This window comes from Paenibacillus sp. MDV22-iso6 (genome assembly GCF_058408365.1).
The window spans coordinates 635,325-648,920 of the sequence record NZ_JBZVDZ010000001.1; the positions used below are offsets into that span (position 1 = coordinate 635,325).

Below are 13,596 nucleotides of genomic sequence, written 5' to 3' on the forward strand. Positions count from 1 at the left end.
ACCTTAAGTGACATACACAAAAGGGAAATGTTCATTATTCATCATCTTGCTTACCAAATAATGAACATTTCCCATCGTGTTGTTTACTAATGCACGTTTTATAGCCATTTGGGAATTGCGAGATTTTTTCTCATGCTTAATACTATACTCAAGAATAGTTATTCTTCCGTGTGTATCTTATGCAGGCATCAGAGCTATCTGCAAAGGTAGCAAAAACCATCCGAAAGCGAGGAATACGCAAATGGATTATGTGAAGCTTGGCAATACAGGTCTGGATGTGTCCCGTCTGTGCTTGGGCTGTATGGGATTTGGTACAGCCGTTCCTGGAGGCCATCAATGGGTCATTAATGAAGAGAACAGTCGTCCCGTTATTAAAAAGGCGTTGGATTTAGGCATCAATTTTTTTGATACAGCAAATGTATATTCAGCTGGAACCAGCGAGGAAGTGATTGGGCGCACCTTACGTGACTATGCCAATCGAGATGAAATTGTACTTGCAACGAAAATTAATGGTCGTATGCACCAAGGCCCAAATGGTGCCGGACTTTCCCGTAAGGCCATTATGAGTGAGATAGATAAAAGCCTGAAGCGGCTGGAAACAGATTATGTGGATTTGTATCAGATCCATCGCTGGGATTACACTACACCCATTGAAGAGACGATGGAAGCCTTACATGATGTGGTCAAAGCAGGAAAGGTAAGATACATAGGCGCTTCTGCGATGTACGCGTGGCAGTTTTTGAAAGCGTTACATATAGCTGAGCAAAATGGGTGGACCCGCTTTGTATCCATGCAGGATCACTACAATCTTATCTATCGTGAGGAAGAAAGAGAGATGCTTCCGCTCTGTAAAGCTGAGAAAATCGGTGTGATTCCGTATAGTCCGCTTGCGGGAGGTCGATTGACAAGAGACCCTCAGGAAAAAACACATCGTTCCGAAACCGATCAGATTGCAAAGCAAAAATATGATGCAACTGCAGATACCGACCGATTGATCATTGATCAGGTTGCCGCGATTGCTGAGAAGCATGGGGTTCCTCGTGTACAAATCGCACTTGCCTGGTTACTGCAAAAGGAACCAGTCACAGCTCCCATCATTGGTGCTACCAAAATATCGCATCTGGAGGATGGCGTAGCCGCTCTTTCGATTAAGCTAACACCTGAAGAAATAGCATCGTTAGAAGAACCCTATGTGCCTCACCGAATTGTTGGTCATCAATAATCAAGATGATTGGATAAGGAAGATGGAAAAAACGTAAATTAACAGGTTCATCACATATACAAACAGAAGTCGCCTAATTGGCGGCTTCTTTATGTTTTTATCTGGCAATGCAGCATCGAATTTATTCGTTTTAGAGTGTAATGGAATTAAGCATTCTGAGATGGAGGAAGTCTTCGTAAAATAACATATCGCAGTGCTTACGATTATAAGGCTTGGTTAAGGGGATAATTGTTAATTGGAGAAAATCATTCACAATATACAGCTGTAAAGGAGCGGGATCATGTCCTTCTTTAGAACACTTTCCGTACGGGCAAAGGAAGACGAGTTGATGGACGATTTCTCCATGGGGGGAGAAGAATTGAGCGAAGCGCTCAAACATCTGAGACGGCTGAACAAAATATTTGCTGCTCCCGCTCCAACCCGCGCAGGGGTGGAGAAGTTATGGAAAGCGATTGGCAGTCCAACTACGCTGACCATTCTTGATGTGGGAGCCGGTTCAGGTGATGTAAACCAGAAGTTATTGCGCTGGGCGGACCAGAAGGGAGTTAAACTGGAGATTACTCTGGTTGATCTGACAGAGGAGGCATGTGAGCAAGCGAGGAACCTTTTCCGGAATGAACCGAGAATCAAGGTTCGGCGTGCCGATGTCAAGGAATTGCCGGATGCCTCAGCAGACATCGTGACCGGCTCGCAATTTGTCCATCATTTTGAAGGAAAGCAACTCGTGGAGATGGTCTCGCATATGCTGCGTGCCTCCAAATATGGTGTTGTCATTAACGATATCCATCGGCATCCCATATCTTATGCGGCTGTCTGGGTAACCACTCGAATTATCTCACGCAATCGATACATTCGTCATGATGGACCGCTGTCTGTTGCAAAAGGCTTCACGGGAAGGGATTGGCGGGAATTGAAACAGCAGTTGAACCATGACACGCTGACCTATGAATGGAAGCCGTTGTTCCGCTATTCTGTCGTGATACCCCATCATGGGACGTTATCATAGCATCATTACATCAATAGGCAGTTATCATAAATGGACAATGAAAGGCGGGTGTTCTTACGTGTCTACACCATTGGATGCCATAGTCATCGGAGCGGGAATTGCCGGCAGTGCCTGCGCGTTGCAGCTTGCCAGGCAAGGGCATCGGACACTGCTGCTGGATCGGCAGGAATTTCCACGTCACAAAACATGCGGTGAATTTATGTCACCTGAGACAAAGGAGATGCTGGATTATTTGGGGATTAACCTTAGTGAACAAGAGATAAAGCCGAGTACGCTGGATCATGCCAAGATCATTATGCCTCAGGGAGGGGAGATCGTGGCGCCTTTGCCGGGATTGGCCTATGGCATTAGCAGATATGAGCTGGATCGGATTTTACACGAGCAGGCTACAGCCGCAGGCGTTGAGATCGTTACGAAGGCAACGATAACCAACATTCAGCAGTTAGATGATTGTAGCTATGAAATCGAAGCCAAACAAGGACATGAACGAATTCAGTATAGAGCAAAAACCGTTATTGGAGCCCATGGCGCGAAGAAGCCACGCGGGATGACCTCGCCAGCAGAGCTGCGAGATAAAACAGCATATGTTGGTGTCAAATCACACTATCGGGGGATCACCATCCCGCCACGGGTAGAGCTGTATTTTTGCAAGGGAGGATATGTCGGCATTTCACCGATTGAGGATGGTATCGCAAATGTAGCTGCATTGCTGACACTTGATACGGTGCGGGGAAGCGGCAAGTCTGTAGAGGATATTTTGCAGGCTGCATCCCTAACCAACGAAAGATTGGCCGCGAGGCTTGCTGAGAGAAGCCCAGTTCCAGGAACACAGGTCTCGATCGCACCACTCCATCTCTCCAATGTTCCTGAACCGTGGTCCCAATATCCCCATATTGGGGATGCGATGCTGATGATCCCTCCCCTGTGTGGTGACGGGATGTCCATTGCACTTCGTTCCTCACTGCTGTGTGCTGAATGGACTGACAGGTATCTTCAAAGGAAGATCAGCTTTACGCAATGGCAGCAAGAGTATTCGAAAGAAGCCAATCTTGAATTCTCCCGACTGCTCCGGCGTGCACGAAGAATTCAGAAGCTGGCTTTTGCCAAAACGAATAAATTCTATCCTGGTTTGGCCCGGATGGTACCTGGTCTGGCGACTTATCTGGTTAAGGCAACACGGTTATCAGAAATCAATCTTGTCCATCGATCATAGATGGCAGCAAAGTGACATCCATAAAGTAAAATCCGTAGGAGTAGGGGGCGGCTTATGTCAGCCTCTTTTTTGTTGTTTCTCTGCCAATTTTGACGAGACCGTTTAGAAATCTGCCAAATACTCGTATAATAGAATCTAATTGTAGCTATAGAGACAAGAGTCTGATTTGAATTCGGGAGGCATTATTTTAAGATGAACTATTCATTTTCCAACCGGATTGCTGCATTGCAGCCATCCATCATTCGTGAGATCCTGAAGGCTTCTTCGGGCCAAAATGTAATTCCGTTCTCTGCGGGGAATCCCGCTCCGGAGACGTTCCCTATTGAGGCGATTCGCACATTTACTCAATCGATTCTGGAACAGGACCCGGTAACAGCACTGCAATACGGAATTACCGAAGGCTATGCCCCGCTGAGGGATACATTGACTACACATCTGAAGACAGGCTTTGACACGGGTAAAGCATCGGATGAACTGTTCATTGTATCTGGAGCACAGCAAGGAATTGAACTTGCTTGTAAAGTATTCTGCAATGAAGGGGATACGATTATCTGTGAGAGCCCAAGCTTTATCGGTTCACTGAACTCTTTCCGGGCTTCAGGTGCAAACCTGGTCGGCGTTCCGATGGAGACGGACGGTATGGATATCGGGAAGCTGGAGCATGCCCTGCAAACCGAGCAGAATGTAAAGATGATCTATGTGATTCCGAGCTTCCAAAACCCTACAGGTTTTACCACCAGCCTGGAGAAGCGCAAGGCAATTTATGATCTTGCCAAGAAGTATGGAGTTATGATCCTGGAAGATAACCCTTACGGAGAACTTCGGTTTCGTGGAGAAGATGTAGCGACAATTAAGTCGATGGATGATGAAGGTCTGGTTATTTACGTAGGTTCATTCTCCAAGATTCTGTCCGCTGGCCTGCGTGTTGGTTATGTTCTGGCTCCTTCCGAGGTTGTTCAGAAGATGGTTGTTGCCAAACAGGGAGAGGATGTACATACAGCCATGCTGCCGCAGATTCTGGCACACAAGTTCATGACTGAGTATAACTATGCAGAGCATATCAGCAGTATCCGTGCGATTTATCGCAGGAAGTCTTCCTTGATGATTGACAAGCTGAAGGAGCATTTGGGTGAGTCCATTACCTTTACCCAACCGGATGGAGGACTGTTCCTCTGGTGTGATCTGCCGGCTCATATCCCGATGCTTGATTATGCCAAAACAGCCGCTGCGGAAGGCGTAGCTGTTGTTCCAGGAACAGCTTTTCTCGTCGATGAGAACGAACCCTGCAATGCGATCAGACTTAATTTCTCAACACCTTCCGATGAGCAAATTGTGAAGGGCATCGAAATTCTGGGACAGGTTCTGCACAAATTCTAATTGGAGGCATATTTCATGAATCAACGTTTTCGGATCACTCGATCCATGCAAGAAAATAACGAGGAGCAATCCATCTCCTTGGAAGAATGCAAACAGTATTTTGCATCCAAACCGGACTTCACGTACTCACCTGTTCTTACCGTCCAGGGACCGGAGAGCGTCATGTCCATCGATGGGGATTTCTTCATGTGGACGTATGAGAACCTGCAGATTCCATTTCGTCTGTATATGGGAGATCTGTATGTTGCCATTGTCAATGAAGCTGTCGTTCCGCAAATGATTGAAGTTGCAACGGATTTGCGAGCCGATGTGGTTGAAGGGTAAGCAGAGGCTTGGAATGAAGTCATCCGTCCAATTGTAACCATAAAAGTGTCGGGAAAGTCGCCAATCTGGCGACTTTTTTTGCTCTGAATCTATTCGTCAGTTTGCTTATTGAAATATTCAATCGATGGGGAATTGACGCTTAGGACCTGTTCGTGATAATTTATATAAATCACAAAATCCAATAAATCCAATGAGGGAAAGGGGTTTTACGCAATGTCGTCGATCGTACTTGCTGCCGCCGAAGATATTCGAAGCGAGGATTCGGAACTTTTAATCAAGGAGCTAAGCGAAGAACTGGGATTGTTATATGGCGGCGATGGGACAGCGGGATTTCAGCCATCCGATGTGGAGACACCGCGAGCAGCCTTTATTGTCGCGCGTTTGGATGGATATCCGGTAGGCTGCGGAGCCATCAGGCCCCTTGATGATACATCTGTGGAGGTCAAGCGTATGTATACACGTTCGGATTTCCGTCGTAAAGGTGTGGCCCAGGCCATTCTGGCCGAAGCAGAACGTCTTGCGCTCGAATTCGGCTACACCAATCTGAAGCTGCAGACTGGCCCCAAACAGCCTGAGGCGGCGGCCCTTTATGAAAGAGTTGGGTACTATCGGATACCGATTTTTCACGGGGATTGGGATCGAGTACTTGCTTATCAGAAAGATCTGGTACTCAGTGCAACCCAAAGAAACGAGCATTCCTCATTGAACGCATAGATAATATCCTTGTATAACAAACGAACCGAAATCTCTTGTCAGCATCCAGAGATTTCGGTTCGTTTTTTTTGGTGTGTGGAAAGCCAATGGAGTCAAGAATATCTAAATTATTTACTCTTTTATAACAGAGGCATTTACAGCGTCTTCCATCTGATTATTGTAGGTACGGAATAAGCCAAGGCGCCAAAAGGCTGCTCCTTTTAGATCATATCGCTTGGCAAGACCCAGTTTATCATCTATGGAAGATGAGGTTTCACTATTTAAGCTAATACCGAGCAAAAGCTTTTGTTTGGAAACACCAGCATCTAACGCAAGCTGGATGGCCTGATCCACAAGACTGTTTGGCTCAGGAACCTGCGATTTGGTGCCGACCGGATTATATTGGTAAGCCATAATGATGATGTCGTCTGCCAACGAAGCGAGCGTTTTGTAATCATAGCCTTTATATGCACTATTTAATGGAGGTACAGCCAAAGATAAAGCGATGTCTTTAGGCAAGGAATCCTTCAATTGTTTGACATAATTGTTCAGCAGCTTCTGCTGCTCTACTGCGTCTAGCTTAAAACCTAGTCCTTCAAAATCAAGAACAACCCCTCCGAAACCATTCTCAGCTATGGCAGCAGTTATGCCCTCAATGGACTTCTGGCGCATGCTGCTGTCACTCAACACCTTGGTCAGTTCCCCGTTTCCATCCAAAGAATAAACCATAAGATACGGTTTAATACTCTGTTTCGCTGCATCAGCAACGATGGATTTAGGTGTAACGTCACCTGCAGCAGCAGGAATTTGATACTCATCACCCTGAAGCGTAAATTGACCTTCACGATCGATGCGACTCCAGCCAAAAGCGACGGAGTTCATGGATGGTACCAAATCGATTTCCTTATAGGATTGCAGCGCATAGAAGACTCTCAAATGCATTTCACGTTGAGGTGAAACAAGAGAGACGGTACGAGTTGACTGGTTCCAGCCTACATTAACACCGAACTGACTACTGAACGAACTGAGTGGAATAAGCACACGACCTTCCCGCTGAACGGGTGGCGCTGCGAGCTTAACTTTTTCTCCATTGACGGTTGCTGTGGTGCTTCCCACTTGAAGCAGGACTTCTGTCGCTTGACCTTTTACCTTTCCAATCGCTTTTACGGTTTGCGCCTTACTGTTCCATGTAATGCTAATTCCCAGGGCTTCGCCAACCGTCCGGAAAGGGACATAGGTAACACCTTTATCAATCAGAGGGGCTGCATCGAATTTCAGAGGAACATCATCTAGCAAGACCGAAATGGCCGGTGCAGCATAAGCATCATTAAGGTTTGCAGTGGTTCCGAGTAAGGATATGGCAAGAATAGTGGCAGCAGCAGTCTTTCCTATTCGTGTATGTAACATGTTTTTTGCATTCCTCCAACTCATCAAATATAGTAGAATTGCCTCTCATCTGAATCGTAATCTAGCATAAAATAGTATAGCAAAATTTTCATAGAGTTCCAATTACAAGATATGATAGGTTAAAGTAAATACGCAAAGAAACGGAAATTCGTACAATTTCGGTTTCTTTGCGCATAATCGCATTTCCATTTTTTTATTTTTAAAGGGAATGAAATCAGAGGAAGTTGAATGCTCATTTTACAGCTGTGGTATTACCCATTTTATTCGTATCGGCAGCCAGATTCGCTGCTTCTTCCTCCGCTTTGAGGATCGAGAAATAACCAAGTATATCCCCGATCACGTTTAACGTTAGTCCGATTTTAGCTAATTCCAAGGAAGTTAGCTCCTCGTTCATCAGGTTATTTCTTTTGCCTTTGGCCACGACGTCACCCCGAGAATCAATTTTATTTCAACATATGTTAATCATGCTCTGTATACTTATGTATACGCCTAATTGTTGGATTAAATGGGCGGAGCAATAATTGTCCCTTCGGACAGAAACTTCTGATTTTCTATTTGGTTCGAAGGATTTATATTGGCAGGGTAGTAAATCATAGGCTGGAATATTAACGAATGATATTATGAAGAGTAATAATTAAACCAGGTATATTAATTTTAGTCAGGAGGAGGAGAATGCTATTGGACTTCCGTGAACAATTAGAGCGTTACGCATCACTCGTGGTCAACGTGGGTGTTCATGTTCAGAGGGGACAAACGCTTGTCATAACCGCGCCAATATCGGCTGCTCCGTTTGTTCGACTTGTTGTGAAACATGCTTATGAGGCCGGCGCTCATGATGTCTATATCGAGTGGAACGACGATGAGATTACGCGTTTAAAATATGAACTTGCTCCTGATTCGGTGTTCCATGAATATCCGGTGTTCCGTGCAGCCGGTTGGGAGAATTTTGCCGAAAATAATGCTGCTTTCCTGACGATCACTGCACCCAATCCCGATCTTCTACATGGAATAGATCCACAGCGGATCATGAATTTGAATGCATCCAAAGGTAAGGCATTAGCCAAATTTCGCAGCTACGGCATGTCCAACAAGGTCAGTTGGTCTATAGTTACGGTTCCATCAACGGCTTGGGCAGCCAAGGTGTTTCCTGATGTTGCCGAAGAGTGTTTGATCGATACGATGTGGGAAGCTATCTTTAACGTTACGCGGATTAATTCGGAAGACCCCGTTGAGGCATGGAAGACACATCTTGAGCTGCTTAGAAACAAGACGGAGCAGCTTAATCGTAAAAAGTATCGAGCACTTCGGTACCGTGGACCTGGTACGGATCTGCGGATAGAACTGTCGCCTAAACATATCTGGGTAAGTGATGCGGACAACATCAACCAAAAGGGTGTTTCATTTTTGGCAAACATTCCGTCAGAAGAAGTATGGACTGTTCCGTTAAAGCAAGGGGTGAACGGCACGGTTCGCAGTACTAAGCCCCTAAGTTATGAAGGATATCTAATTGATGATTTCTCCTTGACGTTTGAAAACGGGAAAATTATTAATATTCAAGCAACGCAAGGGCTTGAGGTGCTAAAAAGATTAATTAGCATCGACGAAGGTGCGGCCTATCTGGGCGAGATTGCGTTGGTGCCGCATCATTCCCCGATTTCAGAATCAGGGCTTGTTTTTTACAACTCTCTCTTTGACGAAAATGCATCCAACCATCTCGCGATCGGTAATGCTTATCCATTCTGTCTTGAGGGAGGGAACGAAATGACTGAAGTGGAAAAGGCGGCAAACGGTGTCAACTCAAGCCTCATTCATGTCGATTTTATGATTGGATCGGCTAATATGGACATTGACGGAGAACTTGCAAATGGTGGCTTGGAACCTGTGTTTCGTAACGGTAACTGGGCGTAGAATTAATAATCATAGATCAATCATTGGTAATAAAACGGAGGAGGATTCAAATGTCACCCAGAAACATTCTGAAGGACCAACAAATGAGAAAGGAACGCATTGAGCATATCTTAAATTCAGCCTTACAAACCATGGCGAAACGTGGGATTGATTCAACCAATATTAAAGATATTGCCAAGGAAGCAAAACTTAGCGTAGGCAATATCTATACCTACTTTACTTCGAAGGACGAAATTTTCAGTGAGGTTCTGCGTCGAGGACAAACGATGTATGGGAGGACTATTGCACAAATAGCAGACATGGATATAGATCCTCGTGAAAAACTATTCGAGATTAGCAAAGGGTGGTTATCAAACGAGAGTAACTGGGCCTTCACCATCATGCTCCAAAGTATACGAACAAATCATGCCGTCAGCACTGAAATAAAACAAGCTGCAACCCAGAGATTTACGGACAATCTGGAACCTTTGGCAGAGATTTTTCGCCAAGGACAGGAGGCGGGCGGCATCATACAAGGCGATACTCGACAACTTGCATTTTATTTTGTAAGTCTGATTCAAGGTCTGACCTTGCAGCTCGCTCCCGGTTATGAAATACAAGTAGATATTGACCCCCAAAAAATTGTTCGACTTTTTATGGAACCAGAAACAGTGGTATCAACCTCTGGTCTATTTGAAGGAAATAACGATTTAAGTTACATAAATAAAAAAATGTTTGACAGGTAAGAAATGGTATTGGTAATATATCGTATAACAAAACGAACCGAAATTCACTTTGTTGATTTGCAATCGTAGAGATTTACACTGCCCCGCTTTATTTGCAGTGGAAAGGGGTAAATCTCTTTTTTTTGCCTCAAAACCAAGTAAACATGTAAGTATTATTGATTAAATGTGAAAGGGTGTCTTTAATGTCTGGGGATATGCTTATGATCAGTGACCTGAACAAAACGTTTGTCGCCCCTGTAGGCGAAATCATTGCGTTAAACAACATTCAGCTCAAAGTTCGAAAAGGTGAATTAGTAACTATCATTGGTCCGAGCGGATGTGGAAAAAGTACTTTGCTTAAAATTGTGGCTGGCTTAGATACACAGTATACGGGAACCATGTTGCTCAACGGCAAACCGATTGCAGGCCCCAGCATAGAGAAAGGATTCATTTTTCAGGAGCCCCGGCTATTTCCATGGTTAACGGTGGAGAAAAACATTGCAGCCAATCTCTCTCTTAGAGATCCTGTTGTCCGCCGAAAGGTGGAGGAACTAATTGAACTGGTCCGTTTAAAAGGGTTTGAAAAATCATACCCTCGTGAATTGTCAGGAGGTATGGCACAGCGCGTCGCCATTGCCAGAGCTTTGCTGCGTAACCCGGATGTATTGTTGCTGGATGAGCCTTTTGGAGCGCTCGACGCATTTACTCGGTCTCATTTGCAGGAAGTACTGCTTGATATTTGGCAACGCAATGGAACTACAATGTTGTTTGTAACCCACGATCTCGATGAAGCCGTCTTCCTAGGGGAACGAGTCGTTATTATGAATCCGCGTCCAGGTCATATTCGGAGTATTCTCTCGATTGATTTACCTTTTCCTCGAAAAAGATCAAGCAGTGCATTTCAGGAGATGCGGAGACTGGTATTAAATGAGTTCGAAAAAGTGGATGAGCCTTTATATGATGTAGGCGGAGGTATATAGCATTGTCCAAAGGATAAGAAGAATGTACAGCATATTAAAGGGAGAGTGGTTTATATGAAAAAATCTCATCTAGTTCTTGTTATGGTGCTCGCGTTGTCTTTATTGACTATGGCTTGTGCAACCAAAAGTTCAAATGAAAACGCAAGTGGTTCAGGCAAGAGCCAAAATGTAACCGTCAAAATTGGGATTCAGGGAAGTGGGGGCTTATTCGGTAAAGCACGTGAAGAAAAATGGTTTGAACAAGAATTTGAAAAAACAGGGGCCAAAGTGGAGTGGATTGAGTTTCAGAGCGGACCGCCCATGACAGAGGCTATTGCTTCCAATAAGCTGGATATCGCCAGCCTGGGGAACATGCCAATTATCGCAGCACAAGCAGCGAATATTCCTTTCAAAATCGTATCGCAAGTTCTAGACGGAAAAAATAACGTTGCAATTATTGTACCTGCCGGTAGTACCGCCCAGTCACTTAGTGACCTGAAAGGCAAGAAGATTGCCGTGACAAAAGGAAGCAATGCATATAACTTTCTATACCGTGGCTTGGAGAAGTCCGGTTTAACAGATAAAGATTTTGAAATCATTCAGCTACAGCCCGACGAGACACAGTCTGCGTTTGAAACCGGCAGTGTGGATGCCTGGGCGACATGGGACCCTTACATTACACTTAATACCTTAACGGGAAAAGGAAAAGTGTTGTCTGACGGAGAGCAGCTTGGCGTATTGTCTCCTTCGTTTACGATCGCGGGATCTGATTTTGCAGAGGAGCATCCAGAGCTTGTTACTCTGTACTTGAAGGTAGTTAATAAAGCATTGAAGTGGGAAAGCGAGCATGAAACCGAAGCGATCGACAGATATGCAGCTGAACGTAATGTTCCTGCCAGTGTTATTAGTGGGACATTCGAACGTTCCCGGATGATTAACACGCCAGTTAATGAAGATATCGTAGATGAAATGCAGCAAACAGCGGATTTCCAATATAAAGTGAAGAACATTCGGAATCAGGTTGTGATCAAAACTATAACGGACAATCAATATATCGACGCAGCTCTCAAGGATCCACTGAAATAAACATAATGACCCCTATAGAAGAGAGGCGTTCACTACATGCAAATGCGTGCGGAAAAGGCAGTTATTCCCCCTTTAATTCAAAAGAAAAACTCGGTTAAGAGGCGAAAGCTTTACTTAAGAGCTAGCAATATGGTACTAGGGCTTATCGTTCCGGTGTCTTTGTTAATTGTGTGGGAAGTAGCCGGGGCTATGGGATATTTGAACCCGGTTCTGCTTCCAACGCCAAGCAGCATATGGAAAGAGCTTGTCAGCATGACGGAGACGGGTGAACTTGTGAGGCATTTAGGCATATCGACGTGGAGAGCTCTGCTTGGTTTTCTGATTGGAGGCGGTCTTGGTCTAAGCATGGGCTTGTGGGTCGGATTTTCTTACAAGACAGAGCGACTGTTGGACCCTTCTTTTCAAATGCTGCGGACGCTGCCGCACTTGGCCATTGCCCCCTTGTTCATTTTGTGGTTCGGTTTCGGTGAAACTTCAAAATTGCTGCTGATAGCTAAAGGCTCTTTCTTTCCACTGTATGTTAATACTTTTCTGGGTATCCGATCCGTTGACAGCAAGTTATTTGATGTAGGAAAGGTGCTGCAATTCAGCAAATGGCAGATGATCACGAAGTTAATTCTTCCAGCATCTCTGCCGAATATCTTTCTGGGGATACGTTTATCCGTCAGTGTCGCCTGGCTGGGTCTGGTCGTTGCGGAATTGATGGGTTCTAGTGCAGGCTTGGGATATCTGATCAATGATGCTAGATCGTTCTCACTCACCACCGTAGTGTTTGTGGGAATCATTGTTTTTGCTGTCGTGGGCAAACTGTCAGATTCCATCATTAAGCTTCTGGAGGCGAGAGCGCTACGGTGGCAAGACGGTTTTAAAGGAGAAGAAGCAAAATGAGCAAGCTGGAGATTGGTAAACAAACCGAACGAGCAGGAGATTGGCTGAGCAGAATTCCGGGTCGTCTTCACGGGTGGATTATTCCGTTGGCTATTCTCCTCATTTGGGAATTGGCTTCTGCCCTTCAGCTGGTTTCAGCGACCATGCTACCTGCTCCTTCCAAGATTGCAGAGCAGTTCATCCGTCTAATCTTGAACGGCGAGTTGCTGGAACATCTCGGGATCAGCTCCTATCGAGCGGGCTTGGGTTTTCTGCTTGGAACAGCTACGGGGCTCATGCTAGGCCTATCCACAGGGCTTGGAAAATTGGCGGAGCGCACACTTGACCCTTCATTACAGATGCTGCGGATGATTCCGCTCCTTTCTCTCATTCCATTATTCATTTTATGGTTTGGTGTAGGAGAGTTTTCAAAAATTCTAATGATTTCGCTAGGCGCGTTTTTTCCTGTTTATGTGAATACATTTCTCGGTATACGAAATGTTGATATGAAGCTGATTGAAGTCTCCCGGATTTACCAGTATTCAAGATGGGAGCTACTTGGCAAGCTCATTATCCCTGCGGCACTTCCTAATATTCTGCTAGGAGTGAGACTGTCTTTGGGCGCGGCGTGGCTAGTCCTTGTTGTTGCTGAAATGATGGGAACCAGTGCAGGCGTCGGCTACATGATACAGGATGCTCGTGCTTACTCACAAACGGATATTGTATTTGTCGGTATTGTAGTCTTTGCGGTTGTAGGCAAGCTCTCGGATTCGGCTGTGCGACTGCTTGAAGACAGATGGCTAAGCTGGCGAGATACGTTCAAGGGATAA

At 45.2% G+C, this 13,596-nt stretch carries 14 protein-coding genes; 12 read left to right on the forward strand and 2 right to left on the reverse strand.

Annotated features, from left to right (window positions below; genetic code table 11):
• The first annotated feature begins 241 nt into the window (after positions 1–241).
• From AC4PM4_RS02725 to AC4PM4_RS02750, 6 genes are all read left to right on the forward strand, one after another.
• Entirely contained in the window at positions 242–1,222 is a 981-nt protein-coding gene (locus AC4PM4_RS02725; protein ID WP_491612684.1) for an aldo/keto reductase, read from the forward strand.
• 280 nt (positions 1,223–1,502) lie between these two features.
• Complete coding sequence (locus AC4PM4_RS02730) at positions 1,503–2,228, forward strand: SAM-dependent methyltransferase (protein ID WP_491612686.1); 726 nt, start codon at positions 1,503–1,505, stop codon at positions 2,226–2,228.
• A 58-nt stretch (positions 2,229–2,286) separates the two neighbouring features.
• Complete coding sequence (locus AC4PM4_RS02735; protein ID WP_491612687.1) at positions 2,287–3,441, forward strand: NAD(P)/FAD-dependent oxidoreductase; 1,155 nt, start codon at positions 2,287–2,289, stop codon at positions 3,439–3,441.
• Positions 3,442–3,633: 192 nt separating this feature from the next.
• Complete coding sequence (locus AC4PM4_RS02740) at positions 3,634–4,818, forward strand: aminotransferase-like domain-containing protein (RefSeq protein ID WP_491612688.1); 1,185 nt, start codon at positions 3,634–3,636, stop codon at positions 4,816–4,818.
• Positions 4,819–4,833: 15 nt separating this feature from the next.
• Positions 4,834–5,142, forward strand: a complete 309-nt coding sequence (locus AC4PM4_RS02745; protein WP_064638513.1) for a hypothetical protein — start codon at positions 4,834–4,836, stop codon at positions 5,140–5,142.
• A 213-nt stretch (positions 5,143–5,355) separates the two neighbouring features.
• Complete coding sequence (locus AC4PM4_RS02750) at positions 5,356–5,856, forward strand: GNAT family N-acetyltransferase (RefSeq protein WP_072732788.1); 501 nt, start codon at positions 5,356–5,358, stop codon at positions 5,854–5,856.
• A gap of 111 nt (positions 5,857–5,967) precedes the next feature.
• Here AC4PM4_RS02750 and AC4PM4_RS02755 read toward each other — a convergent pair whose 3' ends face one another.
• Positions 5,968–7,242 carry a stalk domain-containing protein gene (locus AC4PM4_RS02755; RefSeq protein ID WP_491612689.1) on the reverse strand — a complete coding sequence of 425 codons (1,275 nt, stop codon included), beginning with the start codon at positions 7,240–7,242 and terminating at the stop codon, positions 5,968–5,970.
• A gap of 232 nt (positions 7,243–7,474) precedes the next feature.
• Positions 7,475–7,615, reverse strand: coding sequence for a hypothetical protein (locus AC4PM4_RS02760; protein WP_157258453.1), 141 nt, complete (start codon positions 7,613–7,615; stop codon positions 7,475–7,477).
• Positions 7,616–7,920: 305 nt separating this feature from the next.
• Here AC4PM4_RS02760 and AC4PM4_RS02765 point away from each other — a divergent pair, with 305 nt between their 5' ends.
• The 6 genes from AC4PM4_RS02765 to AC4PM4_RS02790 all read left to right on the forward strand — a co-directional run bounded on the left by AC4PM4_RS02765 (position 7,921) and on the right by AC4PM4_RS02790 (position 13,596).
• The gene (locus AC4PM4_RS02765) at positions 7,921–9,150 is read left to right on the forward strand and encodes an aminopeptidase (protein WP_491613064.1); all 1,230 of its coding nucleotides are present in this window, start codon (positions 7,921–7,923) and stop codon (positions 9,148–9,150) included.
• A 50-nt stretch (positions 9,151–9,200) separates the two neighbouring features.
• Complete coding sequence (locus AC4PM4_RS02770; protein ID WP_491612690.1) at positions 9,201–9,875, forward strand: TetR/AcrR family transcriptional regulator; 675 nt, start codon at positions 9,201–9,203, stop codon at positions 9,873–9,875.
• A 182-nt stretch (positions 9,876–10,057) separates the two neighbouring features.
• Positions 10,058–10,834 (forward strand): ABC transporter ATP-binding protein, encoded by a 777-nt coding sequence (locus tag AC4PM4_RS02775; protein WP_491612692.1) that lies wholly within the window; start codon positions 10,058–10,060, stop codon positions 10,832–10,834.
• A 54-nt stretch (positions 10,835–10,888) separates the two neighbouring features.
• On the forward strand, positions 10,889–11,899 hold the full coding sequence (locus AC4PM4_RS02780; RefSeq protein ID WP_064638503.1) for an aliphatic sulfonate ABC transporter substrate-binding protein: 1,011 nt from the start codon (positions 10,889–10,891) through the stop codon (positions 11,897–11,899).
• Positions 11,900–11,941: 42 nt separating this feature from the next.
• Complete coding sequence (locus AC4PM4_RS02785) at positions 11,942–12,787, forward strand: ABC transporter permease (RefSeq protein WP_072733481.1); 846 nt, start codon at positions 11,942–11,944, stop codon at positions 12,785–12,787.
• Complete coding sequence (locus AC4PM4_RS02790; RefSeq protein WP_072732792.1) at positions 12,784–13,596, forward strand: ABC transporter permease; 813 nt, start codon at positions 12,784–12,786, stop codon at positions 13,594–13,596. The genes AC4PM4_RS02785 and AC4PM4_RS02790 overlap by 4 nt, the downstream gene beginning before the upstream one ends.

Bases quoted from the DNA above. Each gene is read 5' to 3' on its own strand.
- AC4PM4_RS02780 (WP_064638503.1), top strand. From the start codon at position 10,889: ATGAAAAAATCTCATCTAGTTCTTGTTATGGTGCTCGCGTTGTCTTTA.
- AC4PM4_RS02730 (WP_491612686.1), top strand. From the start codon at position 1,503: ATGTCCTTCTTTAGAACACTTTCCGTACGGGCAAAGGAAGACGAGTTG.
- AC4PM4_RS02790 (WP_072732792.1), top strand. From the start codon at position 12,784: ATGAGCAAGCTGGAGATTGGTAAACAAACCGAACGAGCAGGAGATTGG.
- AC4PM4_RS02755 (WP_491612689.1), bottom strand. From the start codon at position 7,242: ATGTTACATACACGAATAGGAAAGACTGCTGCTGCCACTATTCTTGCC.
- AC4PM4_RS02785 (WP_072733481.1), top strand. From the start codon at position 11,942: ATGCGTGCGGAAAAGGCAGTTATTCCCCCTTTAATTCAAAAGAAAAAC.
- AC4PM4_RS02725 (WP_491612684.1), top strand. From the start codon at position 242: ATGGATTATGTGAAGCTTGGCAATACAGGTCTGGATGTGTCCCGTCTG.
- AC4PM4_RS02770 (WP_491612690.1), top strand. From the start codon at position 9,201: ATGTCACCCAGAAACATTCTGAAGGACCAACAAATGAGAAAGGAACGC.
- AC4PM4_RS02740 (WP_491612688.1), top strand. From the start codon at position 3,634: ATGAACTATTCATTTTCCAACCGGATTGCTGCATTGCAGCCATCCATC.
- AC4PM4_RS02775 (WP_491612692.1), top strand. From the start codon at position 10,058: ATGTCTGGGGATATGCTTATGATCAGTGACCTGAACAAAACGTTTGTC.
- AC4PM4_RS02745 (WP_064638513.1), top strand. From the start codon at position 4,834: ATGAATCAACGTTTTCGGATCACTCGATCCATGCAAGAAAATAACGAG.
- AC4PM4_RS02750 (WP_072732788.1), top strand. From the start codon at position 5,356: ATGTCGTCGATCGTACTTGCTGCCGCCGAAGATATTCGAAGCGAGGAT.